Source organism: uncultured Streptococcus sp., from assembly GCF_938036805.1.
GTDB lineage: Bacteria > Bacillota > Bacilli > Lactobacillales > Streptococcaceae > Streptococcus.
Genome location: NZ_CALHWC010000194.1, coordinates 1 through 17,673, shown reverse-complemented (window position 1 = coordinate 17,673; position 17,673 = coordinate 1). Strand labels below are relative to the sequence as shown.

The window sequence follows — 17,673 nt, the reverse complement described above, 5'->3', positions numbered from 1 at the left end:
GCATAGCCATCTTTCCTTTACAATCCTTTGTAGAAAGAATTTTTTTACTGATAGCCACTTCTTTGGGAATGATAAATATACCGCAATGACGGTCGTCGATGACGACAATAACCAGTTCATTACCCAAGTCTTTATCGGTATAAGGAATATTCTTGTTGTCTTGGTCTTTTTTCCAAAAGACTGTAAAGTAGCCTTCTTTTTTAGGTGTTTTCTTTGCCAAACGGCATCTTTTATATTCTTGATCATCCTTTGGCTTAATCAAAATGCTTTCATAGTCTTCATTCCATTTTTCATTTATCAGATCAAAGTCACCATAATACTTATGAAGAATGTCTGTCATTATCATTCTTTTATCGCCTTTCTAATTTTTTACCAAAATTAAATTATGTAAAATAATTATTGAAATAAAAACCCTTTAATCAAATCAATTACCTGTTCATTTTGTGGTAGAGATGAATGATGAGCAGCCTTGCCTGTGATGACGACCTCTCTATGCAAAGCAATCTTTCCTTTGTAAATCAAACTCCCAGCCTCTACACTGCTTCTATGGACAATTCCATCACCGTCTCGGAAAAATATTCCTAAAATCGATAGATGCTGAAGTTGCTGAGGTAACTTGTCTTGATTGGTCACAAAATCTTCCAACATCGGAACTCGATAACTGACTTCTTTTTTATTCAAATTATAAGGACTGCCAATAGTCAGGAGCTTTTCCATCTCCAATCCAGAATGGTTTGCCAGGTATTGCTGCAGGAATACTGTATAAACCAGTCCGCCGTTAGAATGCCCCAAGCCTTTAAAACTGGTAAAAGGGTATTTCTCTCGCAAAACAGTTATAGCAGCGTTAAACATAGCAGCCTGCTTCTTGATATTTTTGTAACCATCGTGATTATTCTGAAAACCAATCACAAAAATGGGTTTTCTGTCCTTTCGCTTCAAATGCCCGCGATAAGTCATGTAGCCGTCATCCCAGACTTTGATGCGAATAAGACTATGGTGCGGATGTTGGCCATGATTGAGCTTTTGGACCATTTTGTTAAAACGATTCTCTGTTGCTGAACTGCCGGGAATCATAATAATTGGTTGTATGTCAACTTTGCTCAAGGGCAGATGACTGATGGGATGGGAAGTGAGTTTCGCTTGTATGTCGTTATAAAATCGAATTAGATACTTAATCAACTTTTTCATTTCTTTTTCCTAAATGTACAAAATAAGTTACATAAACTAAATTATGTAACTTATTTGCGATTACTTCCGTTTTTTCTTGTTTTTCTTCATTTGCTTGGCCATTTTATTCATGCTGCGGCGCATGAGAAATTCTCCAGCTTTCCCTTTGAGGCCACCGCCGAAAAGTTGACTCATATCTGGCATGCCCGCTCCGCCTAAGGCAGATAAATCCGGCATACCGCCTTGTCCCATCATGCCTTCTAAAGCTGACATATCAGGCATGCCGCCCGGCATATTTTTAGGAAGATTGTTAGGGTTGAGCCCCATCTGTTTCATCATTTTGTTCATATCTCCAGATAGGACGCCCTGCATCATCTGTTTGGCTTGGTTAAAGTCCTTGATAAACTTATTGACTTCGACAAAGCTATTACCAGAACCAGCTGCAATCCGACGACGACGACTTGGGTTAAGCAGGTCTGGATTTTCCCGCTCGGCTGGTGTCATAGAGGATACGATAGCACGTTTACGGGCAATTTCTTTTTCATCTACTTTGATGTTTTTAAGAGCAGGATTATTGGCCATACCTGGCAACATCTTGAGCAATTCTTCCATAGGTCCCATGTTCTGAACTTGATCCAGCTGGTCGATGAAATCGTTGAAATCAAAGGTATTTTCCCGCATTTTTTCAGCCATTTCAAGCGATTTTTTCTCATCGTACTCTTGAGCGGCCTTTTCAATCAGGGTCAGCATATCCCCCATGCCGAGGATACGGCCAGACATACGGTCTGGGTGGAAGGTTTCGATATCGGTAATCTTTTCACCAGTACCAGTAAACTTGATTGGCTTGCCAGTGATCTGACGGACTGACAGAGCTGCACCACCACGAGTATCCCCATCAATCTTGGTCAGGATAACCCCGGTTACTTCGAGTTGATTGTTAAATTCACGGGCTACGTTTGCTGCTTCCTGACCGATCATGGCATCGACCACCAGCAGAATTTCATTTGGCTGTGCTAATGCCTTGACATCAGCTAGTTCCTGCATGAGCTTTTCATCAATTTGTAGGCGACCAGCCGTATCAATCAAGACATAGTCGTTGTGATTAGCCTTGGCTTGCTCCAAACCTTGACGGACAATCTCTACTGCTGGAAACTCGGTACCCAAGGCAAAGACTGGCACATCAATCTGTTGCCCCAGTGTTTTCAGCTGATCAATAGCCGCTGGACGGTAGATATCCGCCGCAATCATCAGAGGACGAGCATTTTCTTCTTTCTTGAGTTTATTGGCTAATTTACCCGCAAAGGTCGTTTTACCAGCCCCCTGCAAACCGACCATCATGATAACAGTCGGAATCTTTGGTGACTTGATAATCTCGGCAGTATCAGAACCCAGAATGGCTGTTAGCTCTTCGTCTACGATTTTGATGATCTGTTGAGCTGGATTGAGCGTGTCAATAACTTCGTGTCCGATAGCTCGCTCACGAATCTTTTTAATAAAGTCTTTGACAACAGGTAGGGCAACGTCAGCCTCCAAGAGAGCAAGACGAATCTCCTTGGTCGCTTCCTGGATATCACTCTCAGAAATTTTCCCCTTTCTGCGTAGGTTTTTAAAGACGTTCTGTAAGCGTTCAGTTAAATTTTCAAAAGCCATAAATATTTCTCCTCTTAATTATCAAATGATGGAAATAAGTCTGGGACAAAAGTCCTAGCCTCTCAATTGTCTTTGGATTGTCGAGCAAGACGCAGTGGTTGAGTGGGCTCTACTACGCTGATTTCATCAGCTTTTACAGCCCTACTCAACTGTGCGGAGGTGGGACGACGAAATCGAATTCTAACGAATTACCGATTTCTGTCCCACTCTCGTTTTATTCTCGGTTATCAATGCTGGACAAAACTGCAAGCTGCTCCTGCAAATAGGGATCATCAGGGTATTTCTCCATAATCTGATCGAAAATCTGACTTCTGACAATATAGTCAGAGTACATGTGCAGTTTCATTTCGTAGTCTTCCAGAATTTTCTCTGTCCGCTTGATATTATCATAGACAGCTTGGCGGCTCACGTTAAACTCCTCGGCAATCTCAGCAAGGCTGTAGTCATCAGCATAGTAGAGCTCGATATAGTTCATCTGCTTGTCGGTCAGCAAAGCCGCGTAAAACTCAAACAGAGCATTCATTCGATTTGTTTTTTCAATTTCCATAAAGAATATTATACCAAATAATCCCTTTAAACTCCACTCTTTCGGTATATTTGAAAATGGAGAATTCTAAAAAAACTGCCGACCGACAGTTTTTATACGTAATTTAAATTATGCAATCAATTGTTTTCTAAATAGAATTCAAATCGTTCGCCGACATACTGGCTTTTTACATATTCAAAGGCCGTTCCATCATCAAAATAAGAAACCTGTGTTAGACCTAAAATAGCGTGACCACGGGGAATTTCTAGGTATTTAGCGATTTTTTCCTTTGCCAAACGGGCGTAAATAGTCTGTTGGGACTTGCCAATTTTATAGCCGTGCTCTTGTAGAGTTTGAAAGAAATGACTAGTCACTTCTTCTTTTTTGAAATTCTTTATATATTTCTCTGGAATTGAGGCAACTTCATAGACAACTGGGATATCGTCAGCATAGCGAACCCGTTCCATGCGGATAATATTCTCTGTCTTATGGATGCCCAGCTTTTCGACTTCTCGCTCGCTTGGCAGCGTCCGACGGTAGGAAATTAGCTGGCTGGACGGTATTTTTCCTTGAGACTTCATAATTTCTGTAAAACTAGTTGTTCCACGCATTTTTTCCTGAACGCGTGTGCTAGCGACATAAGTCCCGCTGCCGACTCGACGCTCTAGCACCCCTTCCTCCACCAGAAGCGTAATAGCTTGGCGCAGGGTCATTCTGCTGACCTCGAAAGTTTCAGCAAGATCACGTTCGCTTGGCAATCGCTCGCCAATCTCCCAAATACCTTCGTCAATTTCTTTTTTAATTTGATCGTGTATTTTCACATAAGCAGGTAACATCAATAGCCCTCTTTTCTGATTTTAAGCAGCTTTTTTATACATTTATTGTATTATCAATTAGTTTAAATGTCAAACTAAATATCAATCAATGTAGGGAAATCCTATTTTATTATCAATTCTTAGAGCAAATGTCCTTACTTTTCAGTTATTTTTACTTGCAGCTAGTCCTATTACCTTGGAAAAATTCGATTTTTGTGATAAAATGAGGGGAAAAAGATTACTTCTTTTAAGAAAGGGAAAAGATGACAACTACAACTGAATTGCAAGATGTTGAAAAAATCATCGTGCTTGATTACGGCAGCCAGTACAACCAGCTGATTTCGCGTCGTATCCGTGAAATTGGTGTATTTTCTGAACTCAAGAGCCACAAGATCACAGCGGATGAAGTTCGTGCTATCCGGCCTGTCGGGATTATCCTTTCAGGTGGACCTAACTCAGTTTATGAAGAAGATTCATTTGATATTGACCCAGAGATTTTTGAGTTGGGGATCCCAATTTTGGGGATTTGCTATGGTATGCAGCTTTTGACTCATAAATTGGGCGGGAAGGTGGTGCCAGCAGGTGATGCCGGCAATCGTGAATATGGTCAATCAAAACTAACACGTGCTACTTCTCCTCTTTTTGAAGGCACACCAGATGAGCAGCTTGTCCTGATGAGCCACGGTGATGCGGTGACAGAGATTCCTGCAGACTTTGTCCGCACTGCTACATCTGCAGACTGTCCTTTTGCATCTATTGAAAATCCTGACAAGAAAATCTACGGAATTCAATTCCACCCTGAGGTTCGTCATTCTGAGTACGGTTACGATATTCTGCGTAATTTTGCTCTCAATATCTGTGGCGCTAAAGGCGACTGGTCTATGGATAACTTCATCGATATGCAGATTCAAAAAATCCGTGAAACAGTCGGTGACAAGCGTGTCCTGCTCGGTCTATCAGGTGGTGTTGACTCTTCTGTTGTAGGTGTCCTTTTGCAGAAAGCTATCGGCGATCAATTGATCTGTATCTTTGTAGATCACGGTCTTTTGCGTAAAGGCGAAGCTGATCAAGTTATGGAGATGCTGGGCGGCAAGTTTGGTCTTAATATCGTTAAAGCGGACGCAGCGAAGCGTTTCCTTGACAAACTTGCTGGCGTTTCAGATCCAGAGCAAAAACGTAAAATCATTGGAAACGAGTTTGTCTATGTCTTTGACGATGAAGCCAGCAAACTGAAAGATGTGAAATTCTTGGCTCAAGGTACACTTTATACCGATGTTATCGAATCTGGTACTGACACTGCTCAAACTATCAAGTCTCACCACAATGTTGGTGGTCTGCCAGAGGATATGCAGTTTGAGCTGATTGAACCTCTAAATACACTTTACAAGGATGAAGTACGCGCTTTGGGTACAGAGCTTGGTATGCCTGATGAAATTGTCTGGCGCCAGCCATTCCCAGGTCCTGGGCTTGCTATCCGTGTCATGGGTGAAATCACAGAAGAAAAATTGGAAACTGTCCGCGAATCAGACGCTATTCTCCGTGAAGAAATCGCCAAGGCTGGTCTTGACCGCGATATCTGGCAATACTTCACTGTCAACACTGGCGTTCGTTCAGTCGGTGTTATGGGCGATGGCCGAACTTACGACTACACAATTGCAATTCGTGCTATCACTTCTATCGATGGTATGACAGCTGACTTTGCCAAGATCCCTTGGGAAGTTCTGCAAAAGATCTCTGTCCGTATCGTCAACGAAGTTGACCATGTCAATCGCATCGTCTACGATATTACCAGCAAACCACCTGCAACTGTGGAGTGGGAATAAGTCGACCTCTATCCTAACCTTTTTTCAATTGATTTTATAAGGATTTATCAATAAGTTACCCCACTTATCGCAACTTTTAGTTAACTTATTCCCTGCCTCTCTCCCTGCTTTTAACCCCCAACGCTAACCTTTATGCGTTGGGGGTTATTTGTTTATTTTTTCTTTATACTTTGGTTTCCTTTAAACTTCACTTTACTTTCTATACTATGCTTAATAGTAATGTCATCCTCTATAGCCTGTGCTACGCTTTCGTCATTTCTAGACCATAGATGAGCGTAATGTTTTAGCGTTATCTCAGGACTTGAGTGTCCCAATCTTCTAGAAATCACTAGGACATCAATGTTATGCTCATTAATGAGATAGCTTGCATGACTATGCCTTAGCCCCTTTGCCTGTATTGGATGGACACCGCTAATATTGGCATGGCGTTTGATAATTCTATTAATTGTTGAACGGTGTAGCGGTGTTTTTGAATAACTGAGGATGAAAGGAGCTATGTGCTGTTTTTCCTGTCTCTGTTTCCATTTCGTCAACAGTTGGACAGTTGTATCATCTAAAGAGATAATACGTTGACTGCTTATGGTCTTCGTATAGTTCTTTACTTCATATTCTGCTCTTCCTCTTCTCTCCAGAGTACCGTGTATCCGCAACTTTTTATTTTCTAAGTCTACATCCGTCCACTTTAGTGCTAACCCTTCAGAAACTCTTATTCCAGTCATGTAGTATAACCAAACTGCAATAAAAGACATGTGTTCATAGAGGTCATCAATATAGAAGCTTGATAGTACCTTTTCAAATTCTTCCTTAGTCCAATAAGCTACAGTTACTCGTCCTTTAGAAATTGCATCCGTTTGTTTGGATACATTTACTTCAAGGTATTGTATCTTGACTGCATAGTCCAAAGTTTTTCTAAATGCTCCATAAATCATGGAAGCATAGTTTTGAGAATATTGGTCATTAGTCAAGAGATAGACTCTAAATTTCTCGCAGTTTGTTAGTGTGATGTCCCGTAGCCTAATTTTTCCAAATCTCTGAATTAACATTTTTAAGGCCGGCTGTTTAGAAATCCATGTCCCTTTTTCAACACTTTTCTCATACATTGGCAAATAGTGTCCTTCCATAAATCGTTCATAGGTTATATCATAATCGCTGTAATTTTTCACTTTATGATATTCTAATTTGATTTTGGTAACTTCCTCGTAAGCTTCTTTGGCTGTACGAAACGGGTTCCCTTTTTTCGATTTAGAAGATTTTTTCTGAATTCGTTTCCCTGTAATTCTATCTACGCCTAATTCAACACTGTAGTAGTAGAAACCTGTTTTATCATTTTTGAATACACAAGGATATTTTGTCTTACTCATTATAACTCACCTCTCTATTTTAATTCCTATTATTTTTTCTACAGCATAGGCTGGAACAATACCGCAACGTTTATTTAGATAAAATTCATATCCATTTTCAACGAGCCAGCATTTAGCTTGTCTAATGATATTTTTGGCTGTATGCTGTTTATAACCTAAGTCTATTAATACCCTGTAGTCAATTGTTTTCATCAGTATTATTCCTCCCCAAATATCCCTAACTCGATTGCAGCTTGTTTCCACTCTAATGGCAACTCAATACAATACATAGGAATTCTGTTTTTTTCAATGGTCATATATTTGACGAGTCGTCTTTTGTCTTTTATTAGCTTATGTTGCATGTTTAATAGCTGAAGTGCTTTTTCTATATTTGATATAGAAAATTCCTTTTTCAATAACTTCTCAAACTCATCTCTGAAGAAAAAGGCTCGATATGTTTCTTTATACAATTTAATCACTCCTATCTTATTTCCAGTCCTAGTGTAACTGTCTTTGATATGGAATAATCCAGCATGTGACAAAGTATATTCCACTAAACTAGTGTATAGATTAGTAGGGATTTCATTTCGTTTATCTAGCAATCTTTTTTCTGTAGATACTAAGAAATCACATACCCTTTCTGTACTTATATCTATATCTAGAAATTCTTTAATCAGAAATGCTGAGCTGTAGATCGTTGCATACAATGCACCGATACGTGTTTTAAATCTAGTTTCTGGAAGTTTCTGAACTAGATCATGGTATGCTGTTTTATAGACTTCATTTATATATTTAACGCTTTTTTCGTGATTAAATATTTTTTCCATGAAATATTCACTAGCTACACCATAACACTTTAAACATTTTCGTTTTATCTGATCAGCAGTAGGTGCATCTTTAGTCCATCCGTTTTCTGATGTTAATTCTATATAGCGCATATGTAGTCCTTGGTTGGAATTGAGATAATTTGCCATGGGTACTTCTGATGTTGTGGCGATTACAGTATTAAATTTAAATTGCTCTTTAAAAGTGGAATCGGAATTCAACCTCAATCTACTTTGACCTTGTCCTATCTGATACAACAATTCGGAGAGGTCGGTACTTCTTGAGGCAGATAACTCATCTATTGTCGTTGCTACTCCCATATTTCCATTTAATATAGCAAGTAGAGCATTCTGCGTGGCACTAAAAGAATACATAGTATTTGCTGGATTAGAATAAATACTATTAATTAAATGGAGAGCCGTTGTTTTACCACTCGTAGATTGGCCAAAGAAATTAATAATTAAACTTCCAATATCTGGTTTATAGTTTATTGCTAAATATCCCAGAATGATTGAGCTAAAACCCACACATAATGCAATCTCCATATTGCTATCAAGTACATTATCAAGGACCATTTGTCTCCATTCTTCAAATGTTCCTCGTGACGACAAATTAAAGAGAGAGTTATCTACTAGTAGACTTACTTCTGTATCTCCATAATTTCTACCCAACCTGAAAGTTAATGTGTCTGAATCGCTTGTTTTCCACCCTACATATGAATGGATATTCTGAATAGGTACTGTTTTTAACTGATAATTCAGATATTCAATTACTCTCTGAGGTGCTGATGCTAAAATAATACCGAATTTTGTTAAATCAGAAATCTTATAAGGTGATAGAGTGATACCTAATATTTTTTGGGTATTTTTTTTACCTTGAATTAGATACTGCAACTCATACTGAAAGTGATTTGTGTCAATATTGAAAAAGCTTTTAGAAATAAAGAATGGAGTGGATGATATGATTTCAATCTTTTTATCAGAGAATTTATATATACCAGATTTACTAACTTCGTAATCTCCAAAGTTGTATTTCTTCCCATTTATTAAATCCTCTAGTGTTGGTAGCTCTTTCCTACTTGTCGAGGGTACTTTTAATAAGAATTCCTCGGGGCATGGATATTTAGATATGAAATCATTAATAGTTTTACTTGAGCAACTAGCATGGAGACACTTAAACTTACATCGTCCATATTTTGTTATGATGAAACATGCTCCACTATCAGTGTTTGAATGCTCTTTCATTGGGCAAGTTTTGAATGGGTATAATTTAGTGCCATGTTCATCTTCTTTATATGGATGAAACTCTAAATTATAATGTTTTAGCCATTCTTCTCCTTTTGCTTGGATATACGGATTCACATCACTCACTTCGGTTTTTTGCTTGACAGCTTCATCTGCATAATTTACAATTGCTGTCTGTAACTGCGTAATAAGCGAGTTTAGATTTTCTTCTGTCAAACCAGTTACTTTCTCAATTGGTACATATAGAAGTCTGCTTTGACGGTATGGTCGCTCAGGAGTATTTACCCCTTTACAGTTCAATGTACCATATAATCGAGTTATTCGACTTGGATTGAAAACTGTAACATCAATTTTAGCCTGCTGATTGGAAAATTTCTTATCTAGCAAGCCTAAGATTTCTTTGATTTTACCTTTTGTTGTATTGGCTGGCAGAAAGTCTAAAGGTACTAGGAAATGGATACCATTTCCTGAATCCGCAATAATTACTCTGTCTTTGTTTAATATCTCATAGGTAATGAACCAGTCTAGTATGTCATCAGCCAACGAAACTGCAGATTGTTTTTCTGCTTCTGTAGCACAAGTCCCACTTGGACGCTCAGGATCAATATCTATCAACATAAATCGGTACGAAGAAATATCGCTATCTTTAATAGCCCTATTTCCAGCTCCACAATGATCATGAATCTCATTAAAGGTAGTATAGTAAGCATAACTTGTATCACTTGAGACATCCGTAGATACATCAAAATCAGCAATCTGGCACACTAGGTTTTTAGGTGCTCCTTTACCTAAAAAACGCAGATTAATTTTTTGAATACCATAATTGTATAATACTCTTAAAGTTTGTCCAACTTCTGAAATAATTGCATCATTGGATATCTCCTTTTGACACACTTGCAACACTAAATTTTTTATAGAAATATTATTCATATTTCACTCCTTTTTATATATTTTATGATGTATCTCAGATAAAGAAAACCCCAACTCAAAATGGAGTTAGGGGGTTGACACTTCTGGAATTTTATGTTATTAGAAAAAGGGTTTCAATTTACAAGATATGTTTTTATTTGCAAAGGTAGTGGCAATATCTTCATCTATATAGCGATAAATTTGTTCTAAAACCTGAAGTTTCATATATTCATTTAAATGATTGAGATTATCATTCCTTGATGTCTCAAGAGCTTCAGATAAAGTAATCCTATTACTAGAGATATATTTACCATGCATTGAGGTTTCATATATTTTCTTAGGTAATTCTTTTGAAATTTTAAACACAAATAAACTTAATATTAAGGCTTCAGTTTGCTTTCTTTCATTTTTTGTCATGCCTTTTAAGTAAGTAAATAATTTATTTTCCTCTAATATTAGTTTATCATCATCTTCAATCAAGAAGCTATCCGCTTTAATTCTCTTACCTAAATCACGTGTGACTTTTAGTTTGTTGCTCTCAATCACTTGATGGTAAAACTTTTGCTTTTCTATGTATCTATCTTGAAGGGACTCAAAATATTCTTTGGATGTCTCGCTTAAATCCAATTCATCAAGACCAAAAATAAGCATACTTAATAAGAAGTCATCTTTTATTAAACTATCCCAATTTTGGATTTCGAACTGTTGTTTTTCATATGTAAAGGTACGATTAAATATCAAATAGAAATCATTCAATAGGTTATTTAAGTTATAGAAAGAAATAAGGAAAAATAAAAGATAAGCAACTGGCTTACTAGGAATTTCTATAGCATCTATATTTCTTTTATTAAAACTTATTTTGTCTCCTATTCTTTGTAAACTACTTAAAGAATCAGTGGAACGAACCTCCTTAATTATTTTTTCAAAAAAATCTGAATGGTATTTTTGAAACTCTTGAGAATGGTTTAATATAATTATACAAGCTAGTAATCTACGTTGAAAAAGATTTTTTTTATTATCAAATATACCTACTCGCACCTTTCTTATTTCTTCTTCTCGAGAATTATTATCTTTAACTTTCTCACAAAAAATGTGTACATAAAAAATATTTTCTTTTATGTCTCTTATATTTATATTTTCATTATTGTTCGCCATCTGTCTTACTTCCCTTTTTTTTTACTAATATTATACCACTTTTTCCTTACTTGACTGGCCAATGGATGAAAACATAATTCTTTCTGTTCATCTGTTAAGTATGTTATTTTATCATCTAATTGATTATTTAAAAGCAAATGATATAATTCATTAAGACGGTGTGCCACTTGTTTATTTTTTAGAGGCAATGAACCATAAGCAAATATTATTTTACATGATTTTTTCGCACATTCCAATATGTGGTCGTCATTGTCAACATTGGTTGCTTTCAAATAGTTTTTTCTATCAATCTCATATTTAGAAAACAAATTAACACTATAGAAACCACCATACCCTAATTTATAGACATTGTTTGTAATCAACATCATAGTCATATCATCCTCTACTAAATTACTAGAACTGGGGTACAGAGTTAGAACTGTTACCATAGGTTTATTACTCCATTGTTTGGAGAGAACATAGCGATGGTGTCTATTACTAGATTCTATAATCTCTATTTTGATACAAACATTTGACTGTTTTTTGACCATTGAATTCCTCCACTTTTTAACTTAATTTTAAGAGTTTAAATATCGATAGATTATCAATATGGTGCTTTCTCTGCCCATCTTCATCTAGCTCAATTTAATTATATATTAACATATTTTTTTGGCGTATTGTCACGACAAAATATCACTTACAGAGTAACTCATTATATAAAAAAGACACAACACCTTTCAAAAAGAGTACTGTGTCTTTTTTTTATTGTTAGAATTGAGTTCTACTATTTCTGATTAATAAAATCGAAGAATATACTCCAATCTTTCGGTAATTGCTCTCCATATTTCTCTTTTCTATAGTACAGATAGTTCGCCTTACGTCCAATTAAGAAACAGAAAACTAGAGCAACCAGGACTCCAACAAGGGGAAAGAAATAAATGACAGAAACTATTAACACTAGTTGCCACATGCCTTTTGTAAGTAACCAAATTGGTGTGAACAAAAATGCCAACCAATTAAACTTTCCTTGATATTCTTCATTACTTCTTTCTATAGCAGAAAATTCATTTTGATAGTATTCGGAGTATGATCCATATGAGAAACTTCCCATAGTAGAGCCAAATGATTCTCTACCTCTTGCTCTACTATTAATTCTCACACCGCTAACTCTTACACCACATGAAGTACAAATTTCTTGCTCAGCTTTGGTTGGAGCTCCACAATTTTGACAATAATTATGACCATTTAATGGATTAATACCACAAGTCATACATATCTCAGCTTTCTCATTAACTTTACTTCCACAACTTTTACAGAAAGCTTTAGAGCTTTCTGCACTGTTGTATCCATTTGATACATTCCTTTGTTCAAGATTGACTCCGCATGCTAAACAAACAACTTGTTCTGGATTTGTATTTACTCCACAGTTATGACAGTGAGCATTTCCGCTCTGTGGATTTACTCCACAGTTTAAACAAAATTCAGCATTTTGATTTACTTCTTTTCCGCATGTTCTACAATACATTTATTAATCTCCTTAACTTATTTAATGTGATTTTTTTCTTGTGCCACTCTATTAATATGTCTAACTGAATAGCCATATTTTTTTGCAATTTCTCCTGAATTACTTCCGTTGAATTCTGCACATACTATTCTCTGTAATCCCTCCTTTGATAACAATCTCATGGGGAAATTAATATATGCTCCTCTATAATGGGTGTACAAAAGCATAGCATTTTCTTTTCCAATCAATGTAGCTAACTCCATATAAATCTTATTCCAATCACTAGGTTGTGTTTGTTCTAACGCCATTATTAATATTCTCCTCTACAATAAATTTAACTATCCTTTTCAGGACAAATCAACTGTCAAATGACCTAGACAAAATCAGAGAACTAGTCTGGACTTCACAATTCGGAAGCATTCCGTCATTCAAGCCTTTTTCGAATAATATATACCGTCTGTCTAGAGATCCCGTTTTCCTTGGCAATTTGTGTAACTGGAAGATGTTCTTCAAGCATTCGTTTAACATTGTGATAGATTAATCTGTCTTTAGCATTTTTAGCGTGTTCATGATACTGTATAGGACGCCCTTTATAAACACCACGCTGTTTAGCTAACTTGATACCTTGGCGCTGTCTTTCTAAGATTTTTTCACGTTCATTTTGCGCTATATAACCTAACAATGATAGAAACATATCAAACATAGCAGTGTCCAGTGTATTGTTTCCTGTATTAAAATTTAAAAAAGGCGCATCAATTATAGTTAGCTTGATGCACCTTTGTTGTAATTGCCTCACAATCTCTTTTATATCTTGATAGTCTCTACCTAATCTATCGAGAGAAGATACTATAATTTCATCTCCTTCCCTTGCAAACTTTAACAGAGCTTTCAGTTCTTTACGGTTCATATCTTTACCGCTTACTTTTTCACTGAATACCTTATTAACGCCCTCTTGTTTCATCATTTCAATCTGCCTAGCTAGGTTTTGATCTTTAGTTGATGCTCTAATGTATCCTATTTTCATCGCTTGCCCCTTTTTTTGTCATGTATTTTTTACAACGCAGATAAGTAACTCATCCTACTTGTCATAGTCAATTATTGATACACCTATTTTAGACAGATTACTTTTTTCTCTTTAACTCATTCGAAACAGATTTAGCTACTAAAGCTATTACTTCTAAAACTAAGATTAAACCAAACATCTTACTTACCTTTCTTTAAGAAATTTAAATTCTAACAACTGGCGTTCCTTTGCCACTCCCAGTAAACTTCCTATTTAAGGAGAATCTAGTAAACTTATGAAGTAAATATATACTGTATCATACATGTAGATATCTACTTTGACTATGTTTCCTTCAAAGACCTTTTGATACTCACTAGGAAGTAGTTCTTCATCTAATTCTATATAGTCAAAAACATTGCTCTCGTAACCGATATTGTCAAATTCAATGTTCTCTTCAACATGCTTAGATAGATAATCTATCGCTATTAATTTTTGATTCATGAAGCACTTGTCCTCTTTTAAAATTCCCTGCCAAGTTCCCTGCTAGACTATGTATTACTTATTAGTAAATCAACCACACGGAACATCTTTATAATTATCGAGTGGGAATAAGAAATATGCAAAAACCAGCTAGAATCTAGCTGGTTTTTTATTATATCTTAAAGACAGTCTTATTGACCTAGCAACCCTTTGAAGAAATTGACGATTGCATTCCAGATATTGCTAAAGAAATTACCGCCATCTTCAAGAAGTCCGTTTGCATCAAAGTTAAGATTGATATTATTGAAGGTATCACCAGCCTTTGAAACAATACTGTTTTTCAAGTCGGTGAGCGTCTTTGTGAAATCAGAATTTGTGATGACTCCACTGTTTGAAAGATTGACAGCAAAGTTAATAATCAGATTGATTTGATCAGCTGTAACGGAACTGCTGAGACCGTAGTTTTTCAGTGTTTCTTCAACGATTTTACGGACATCAGCTTCTGTCAAGTTGCTGTTATTCTTTTTAGCATTGGCAACAGCTGTTTTAATATCTGTTAGAGCCACATTCAGCTTATCAGCATCGTAGCCTTCCTTACCCTGGTTTTCAGCATTGATATTTGAAAGTGCGGCTAATTCTTCCTGAGCCAAATCTTTATTTTCCTGAGGAACGCTCGCTCCATTTTCCTCCAGCGAGTAATAAATACCAGCTAGGGCACTTTCTCCAGTTACAGGGATAGGTGCTGCTACTGTAATTTCTGCATGCTGTACGCCCAAGGTGACTGCTGCATTGCGATACATATCCTCTGTAACCTTGGTGATGTTTTGTGGCGTAACAATCTTGACTTGAAGTGGCTTCTTGTTGCCCAACTTCTTAATCTTAACAGAAGAATATAGCTGTAAACTAGGATCATTTGCTACATTCATAATCTTTGAATAGACATCAGGTGTCATTGTTTTCAGAGGTTTAGAATCACTCGATGTATTGTAGCCTAAGAGCTGAAGCGTTTGCTCTTTTTGGCTGTCATCCAAGGAATAGCCTAAGACATACTCAGGCTGAACATAGGTTTCGTCAATGACTTTTTGAACGTTAGTATCAGCAGTTGCTGTAGATACGGTAAAGAGAGTAGCTACTAGAGCTCCTGCTGTCAGTAATGTTTTCTTAAATTTCATTTTACTCCTCAATCTATCTCTAAATAATAAGGTTTTAGAGAAGCTTCGATTATAATCAGCGGATTGCGCTGTCACATTAAATTAGGAAAGGAAAACTTTCCATAGAACAAAATAGTATAAAATGCTTAAAGTTTTCTTATAGACAGAGAATAGCTTACATTTCTTAAAATCATTTACCCCAAAGAAAATTAATCAATAATCTATCGACTTCTGGATTTTCATGCAGCTGGCTATGCTGAGCCAGAGGGCCAGTCACTCGTTTTTCCTGATATGACTTGGCATTGTCGATTACAAGATACTTGAGACTGCGAGAAGAAACGTTTAAAACAGAACCATCTGATTGATTTTTAAAATCTCCATAGATATTGAGAACATCCACTTGATCTTGCGGATAAATTTCGCGCAAGCCCAGAAGTTTTTGATAGCTATCACTCATGGCGCTAGGCTGCCCCGTTTTGGAATCTAGAATGGTCAAATTAGCTGGCAAATCCATGCCCTCCAAACCATTGACATGATTGGCGATATTTACCTGCTTTTGTAACTTTGGAAACTCTTCATTCTGAGCGTGCTCTAATAGGTAAAATAAAATAGACATATTTCCCATAGAATGCGCGACAAAATTCATCTTTTTGAAACCATATCTTGCTTGCAACTTTCGAACAACTGCTGCTGCATATTCTCCGTCCTGAGCATAATCGGGATTTCGATTGTCTTTGAACTCAACCATGACAATTGGATTGATAGCATCATTTGGTATATCTCCTTTAAAGGTTACTTGGGCATGCCTATCAACTGTAGCTATAATGATGGATTGAGTAACTCCAGCTTGTCTGGCTGCCTCTACCATATGCTTTTCAGCATTAGCACTTGAGCCATAACCATGGAAAAATAAGGTCGGAGTCCTTGACTGAATATAGTTACTACTATTTAACTCTCTTGTTTGTAGCTTGGACCCTAGAAATAAAGTGACAAGAACAATAAACAGAAAAGTTGAGAGTGCGATGATAGATCGTTTATTCATTTTTCACCTCCTATCCTCTATAGATTAGTATTATAACATTTCTGGTATTTGTAGACAAATAAAGGACTTATATTTCAATTTAAACCATATCATATTATTTAAATTGAAATTTGTGATTATAAATACGTATTATAACGAATCAAGAAAACTATCCGAGTTCTTTACTCTAATTAAAACGAAATATAGTGGATTTGCAGGACTTCCTGGTTAGGTCAGCTTGTCGTCATACCTTCCCTCATAAAGCTTTTGAGCTTTTTGCGTGTACTGCCTGATGAAATCAGTTTTAGCTCCTGTATAGGCATCACGATTGTGCTCGTACTTTTTCCATAAGGTCAATTTTAGCTGCTCGTAGTCCTTAGCGACATCTGGATGAGCTTTCAGATAGTCTCGGAAATAGAGTTCATCATGGTCCCCATAGTAGCGCAGATGCAAGTGAAAAACGCGCTCAGCAAAACCTTGCAGTGTGTAGCCCTTGTTAAAAGACATGCGTCCTTCTGACTCTGACATAAGCAGGTAGCCATGCTCTAGCAATTCTATCTTGATGCTCCCCATATCTTCACTTCGAGGAATTTCTAAAAGAATGTCAATAATCGGCTTAGCCCATATCCCCTCAATAGATGTGGAACCAATATGATACATTTTATACAACTGATTTGCTGGCAAAAAACTTTGTATTCTCCTGCTTTCCTCCACATACCAAGCTGGCCAGTCCTTATTGTGCTCCTCTAAGAAAATTGGGAACAGCTGCCATAATTCTTCTAAAGACATATCTTCTAAGTTTTCGGCCATGTGCCTTCTCCTTTCTTTATAGAAAATAAGAATTAAAGTAAAGACTGGGAATCATATCTCAGCCTCGTTTTTTATTACCAATAAAGCAAGCCATAAGTCAGTAAAACGCTGATCATGCTAAATAGTGAGCCAATCAAATAGTATTCTGCAAAGGACTGGCTTTCTGAAATCTTATTATAGCGGGCGATAGACTTAGCAGTAAAGACTAACCCAATCGCAGTAAACTGCCCGAAAATAAGAGAAAGTCCCATAATCAAGCGCTCCAAAATCC

The 17,673-nt window shown here is 36.7% G+C and carries 18 protein-coding genes and 1 pseudogene; 1 reads left to right on the top strand and 18 read right to left on the bottom strand.

The genetic code is table 11. From position 1 onward, the window contains the following. The 5 genes from Q0191_RS08375 to Q0191_RS08355 all read right to left on the bottom strand — a co-directional run. A partial coding sequence (locus Q0191_RS08375) for a MepB family protein (RefSeq protein WP_297665565.1) occupies positions 1-346 on the bottom strand: 346 nt, incomplete at its 3' end. 50 nt (positions 347-396) lie between these two features. After that, positions 397-1,188: an alpha/beta hydrolase gene (locus Q0191_RS08370; protein ID WP_297665563.1), complete on the bottom strand. Its 792-nt coding sequence runs from the start codon at positions 1,186-1,188 to the stop codon at positions 397-399. Between the two features lie 60 nt (positions 1,189-1,248). Beyond that, positions 1,249-2,817: a signal recognition particle protein gene (ffh, locus tag Q0191_RS08365; protein WP_125446558.1), complete on the bottom strand. Its 1,569-nt coding sequence runs from the start codon at positions 2,815-2,817 to the stop codon at positions 1,249-1,251. Between the two features lie 214 nt (positions 2,818-3,031). Beyond that, on the bottom strand, positions 3,032-3,364 hold the full coding sequence (locus Q0191_RS08360) for a putative DNA-binding protein (RefSeq protein ID WP_005590307.1): 333 nt from the start codon (positions 3,362-3,364) through the stop codon (positions 3,032-3,034). 116 nt (positions 3,365-3,480) lie between these two features. Beyond that, a complete protein-coding gene (locus Q0191_RS08355; RefSeq protein WP_297665558.1) occupies positions 3,481-4,179 on the bottom strand; it encodes a GntR family transcriptional regulator in 699 nt (232 codons plus the stop codon). Between the two features lie 242 nt (positions 4,180-4,421). On the opposite strand from Q0191_RS08355, the gene guaA reads away from it, so the two are divergent. Beyond that, positions 4,422-5,981 carry a glutamine-hydrolyzing GMP synthase gene (gene guaA, locus Q0191_RS08350; protein ID WP_297665556.1) on the top strand — a complete coding sequence of 520 codons (1,560 nt, stop codon included), beginning with the start codon at positions 4,422-4,424 and terminating at the stop codon, positions 5,979-5,981. A 152-nt stretch (positions 5,982-6,133) separates the two neighbouring features. Here guaA and Q0191_RS08345 read toward each other — a convergent pair whose 3' ends face one another. The 13 genes and pseudogenes from Q0191_RS08345 to Q0191_RS08285 form a co-directional block, all read right to left on the bottom strand. After that, positions 6,134-7,342: a site-specific integrase gene (locus Q0191_RS08345; RefSeq protein WP_297665554.1), complete on the bottom strand. Its 1,209-nt coding sequence runs from the start codon at positions 7,340-7,342 to the stop codon at positions 6,134-6,136. 6 nt (positions 7,343-7,348) lie between these two features. Continuing rightward, entirely contained in the window at positions 7,349-7,534 is a 186-nt protein-coding gene (locus tag Q0191_RS08340) for a DUF3173 family protein (RefSeq protein WP_148880127.1), read from the bottom strand. Between the two features lie 5 nt (positions 7,535-7,539). Next, entirely contained in the window at positions 7,540-10,320 is a 2,781-nt protein-coding gene (locus Q0191_RS08335; RefSeq protein ID WP_297665548.1) for a DUF927 domain-containing protein, read from the bottom strand. 99 nt (positions 10,321-10,419) lie between these two features. After that, positions 10,420-11,454, bottom strand: coding sequence for a hypothetical protein (locus Q0191_RS08330; RefSeq protein ID WP_297665547.1), 1,035 nt, complete (start codon positions 11,452-11,454; stop codon positions 10,420-10,422). A gap of 5 nt (positions 11,455-11,459) precedes the next feature. Further along, positions 11,460-11,984, bottom strand: coding sequence for a DUF1643 domain-containing protein (locus tag Q0191_RS08325; RefSeq protein ID WP_297665545.1), 525 nt, complete (start codon positions 11,982-11,984; stop codon positions 11,460-11,462). A gap of 233 nt (positions 11,985-12,217) precedes the next feature. After that, a complete protein-coding gene (locus Q0191_RS08320; protein ID WP_125404361.1) occupies positions 12,218-12,958 on the bottom strand; it encodes a DUF2628 domain-containing protein in 741 nt (246 codons plus the stop codon). 17 nt (positions 12,959-12,975) lie between these two features. Further along, positions 12,976-13,245: a Mor transcription activator family protein gene (locus Q0191_RS08315; protein ID WP_297665541.1), complete on the bottom strand. Its 270-nt coding sequence runs from the start codon at positions 13,243-13,245 to the stop codon at positions 12,976-12,978. A gap of 116 nt (positions 13,246-13,361) precedes the next feature. Then, positions 13,362-13,961 carry a recombinase family protein gene (locus Q0191_RS08310; RefSeq protein WP_297665539.1) on the bottom strand — a complete coding sequence of 200 codons (600 nt, stop codon included), beginning with the start codon at positions 13,959-13,961 and terminating at the stop codon, positions 13,362-13,364. A 252-nt stretch (positions 13,962-14,213) separates the two neighbouring features. Further along, positions 14,214-14,441 (bottom strand): hypothetical protein, encoded by a 228-nt coding sequence (locus Q0191_RS08305; RefSeq protein WP_297665537.1) that lies wholly within the window; start codon positions 14,439-14,441, stop codon positions 14,214-14,216. A 170-nt stretch (positions 14,442-14,611) separates the two neighbouring features. Continuing rightward, positions 14,612-15,592: a DUF1002 domain-containing protein gene (locus Q0191_RS08300; protein ID WP_297665535.1), complete on the bottom strand. Its 981-nt coding sequence runs from the start codon at positions 15,590-15,592 to the stop codon at positions 14,612-14,614. Between the two features lie 169 nt (positions 15,593-15,761). Continuing rightward, complete coding sequence (locus Q0191_RS08295; RefSeq protein ID WP_297665533.1) at positions 15,762-16,613, bottom strand: alpha/beta hydrolase; 852 nt, start codon at positions 16,611-16,613, stop codon at positions 15,762-15,764. Positions 16,614-16,820: 207 nt separating this feature from the next. Further along, entirely contained in the window at positions 16,821-17,402 is a 582-nt protein-coding gene (locus Q0191_RS08290; RefSeq protein WP_297665531.1) for a GrpB family protein, read from the bottom strand. Positions 17,403-17,476: 74 nt separating this feature from the next. Further along, a pseudogene (locus tag Q0191_RS08285) lies at positions 17,477-17,673 on the bottom strand (DUF3307 domain-containing protein); the annotation flags it as partial.

What these genes read in the sequence shown, in the direction of transcription:
- Q0191_RS08370 (WP_297665563.1), bottom strand. Translation starts at nt 1,188, where the DNA reads ATGAAAAAGTTGATTAAGTATCTAATTCGATTTTATAACGACATACAA.
- ffh (WP_125446558.1), bottom strand. Translation starts at nt 2,817, where the DNA reads ATGGCTTTTGAAAATTTAACTGAACGCTTACAGAACGTCTTTAAAAAC.
- Q0191_RS08360 (WP_005590307.1), bottom strand. Translation starts at nt 3,364, where the DNA reads ATGGAAATTGAAAAAACAAATCGAATGAATGCTCTGTTTGAGTTTTAC.
- Q0191_RS08355 (WP_297665558.1), bottom strand. Translation starts at nt 4,179, where the DNA reads ATGTTACCTGCTTATGTGAAAATACACGATCAAATTAAAAAAGAAATT.
- guaA (WP_297665556.1), top strand. Translation starts at nt 4,422, where the DNA reads ATGACAACTACAACTGAATTGCAAGATGTTGAAAAAATCATCGTGCTT.
- Q0191_RS08345 (WP_297665554.1), bottom strand. Translation starts at nt 7,342, where the DNA reads ATGAGTAAGACAAAATATCCTTGTGTATTCAAAAATGATAAAACAGGT.
- Q0191_RS08340 (WP_148880127.1), bottom strand. Translation starts at nt 7,534, where the DNA reads ATGAAAACAATTGACTACAGGGTATTAATAGACTTAGGTTATAAACAG.
- Q0191_RS08335 (WP_297665548.1), bottom strand. Translation starts at nt 10,320, where the DNA reads ATGAATAATATTTCTATAAAAAATTTAGTGTTGCAAGTGTGTCAAAAG.
- Q0191_RS08330 (WP_297665547.1), bottom strand. Translation starts at nt 11,454, where the DNA reads ATGGCGAACAATAATGAAAATATAAATATAAGAGACATAAAAGAAAAT.
- Q0191_RS08325 (WP_297665545.1), bottom strand. Translation starts at nt 11,984, where the DNA reads ATGGTCAAAAAACAGTCAAATGTTTGTATCAAAATAGAGATTATAGAA.
- Q0191_RS08320 (WP_125404361.1), bottom strand. Translation starts at nt 12,958, where the DNA reads ATGTATTGTAGAACATGCGGAAAAGAAGTAAATCAAAATGCTGAATTT.
- Q0191_RS08315 (WP_297665541.1), bottom strand. Translation starts at nt 13,245, where the DNA reads ATGGCGTTAGAACAAACACAACCTAGTGATTGGAATAAGATTTATATG.
- Q0191_RS08310 (WP_297665539.1), bottom strand. Translation starts at nt 13,961, where the DNA reads ATGAAAATAGGATACATTAGAGCATCAACTAAAGATCAAAACCTAGCT.
- Q0191_RS08305 (WP_297665537.1), bottom strand. Translation starts at nt 14,441, where the DNA reads ATGAATCAAAAATTAATAGCGATAGATTATCTATCTAAGCATGTTGAA.
- Q0191_RS08300 (WP_297665535.1), bottom strand. Translation starts at nt 15,592, where the DNA reads ATGAAATTTAAGAAAACATTACTGACAGCAGGAGCTCTAGTAGCTACT.
- Q0191_RS08295 (WP_297665533.1), bottom strand. Translation starts at nt 16,613, where the DNA reads ATGAATAAACGATCTATCATCGCACTCTCAACTTTTCTGTTTATTGTT.
- Q0191_RS08290 (WP_297665531.1), bottom strand. Translation starts at nt 17,402, where the DNA reads ATGGCCGAAAACTTAGAAGATATGTCTTTAGAAGAATTATGGCAGCTG.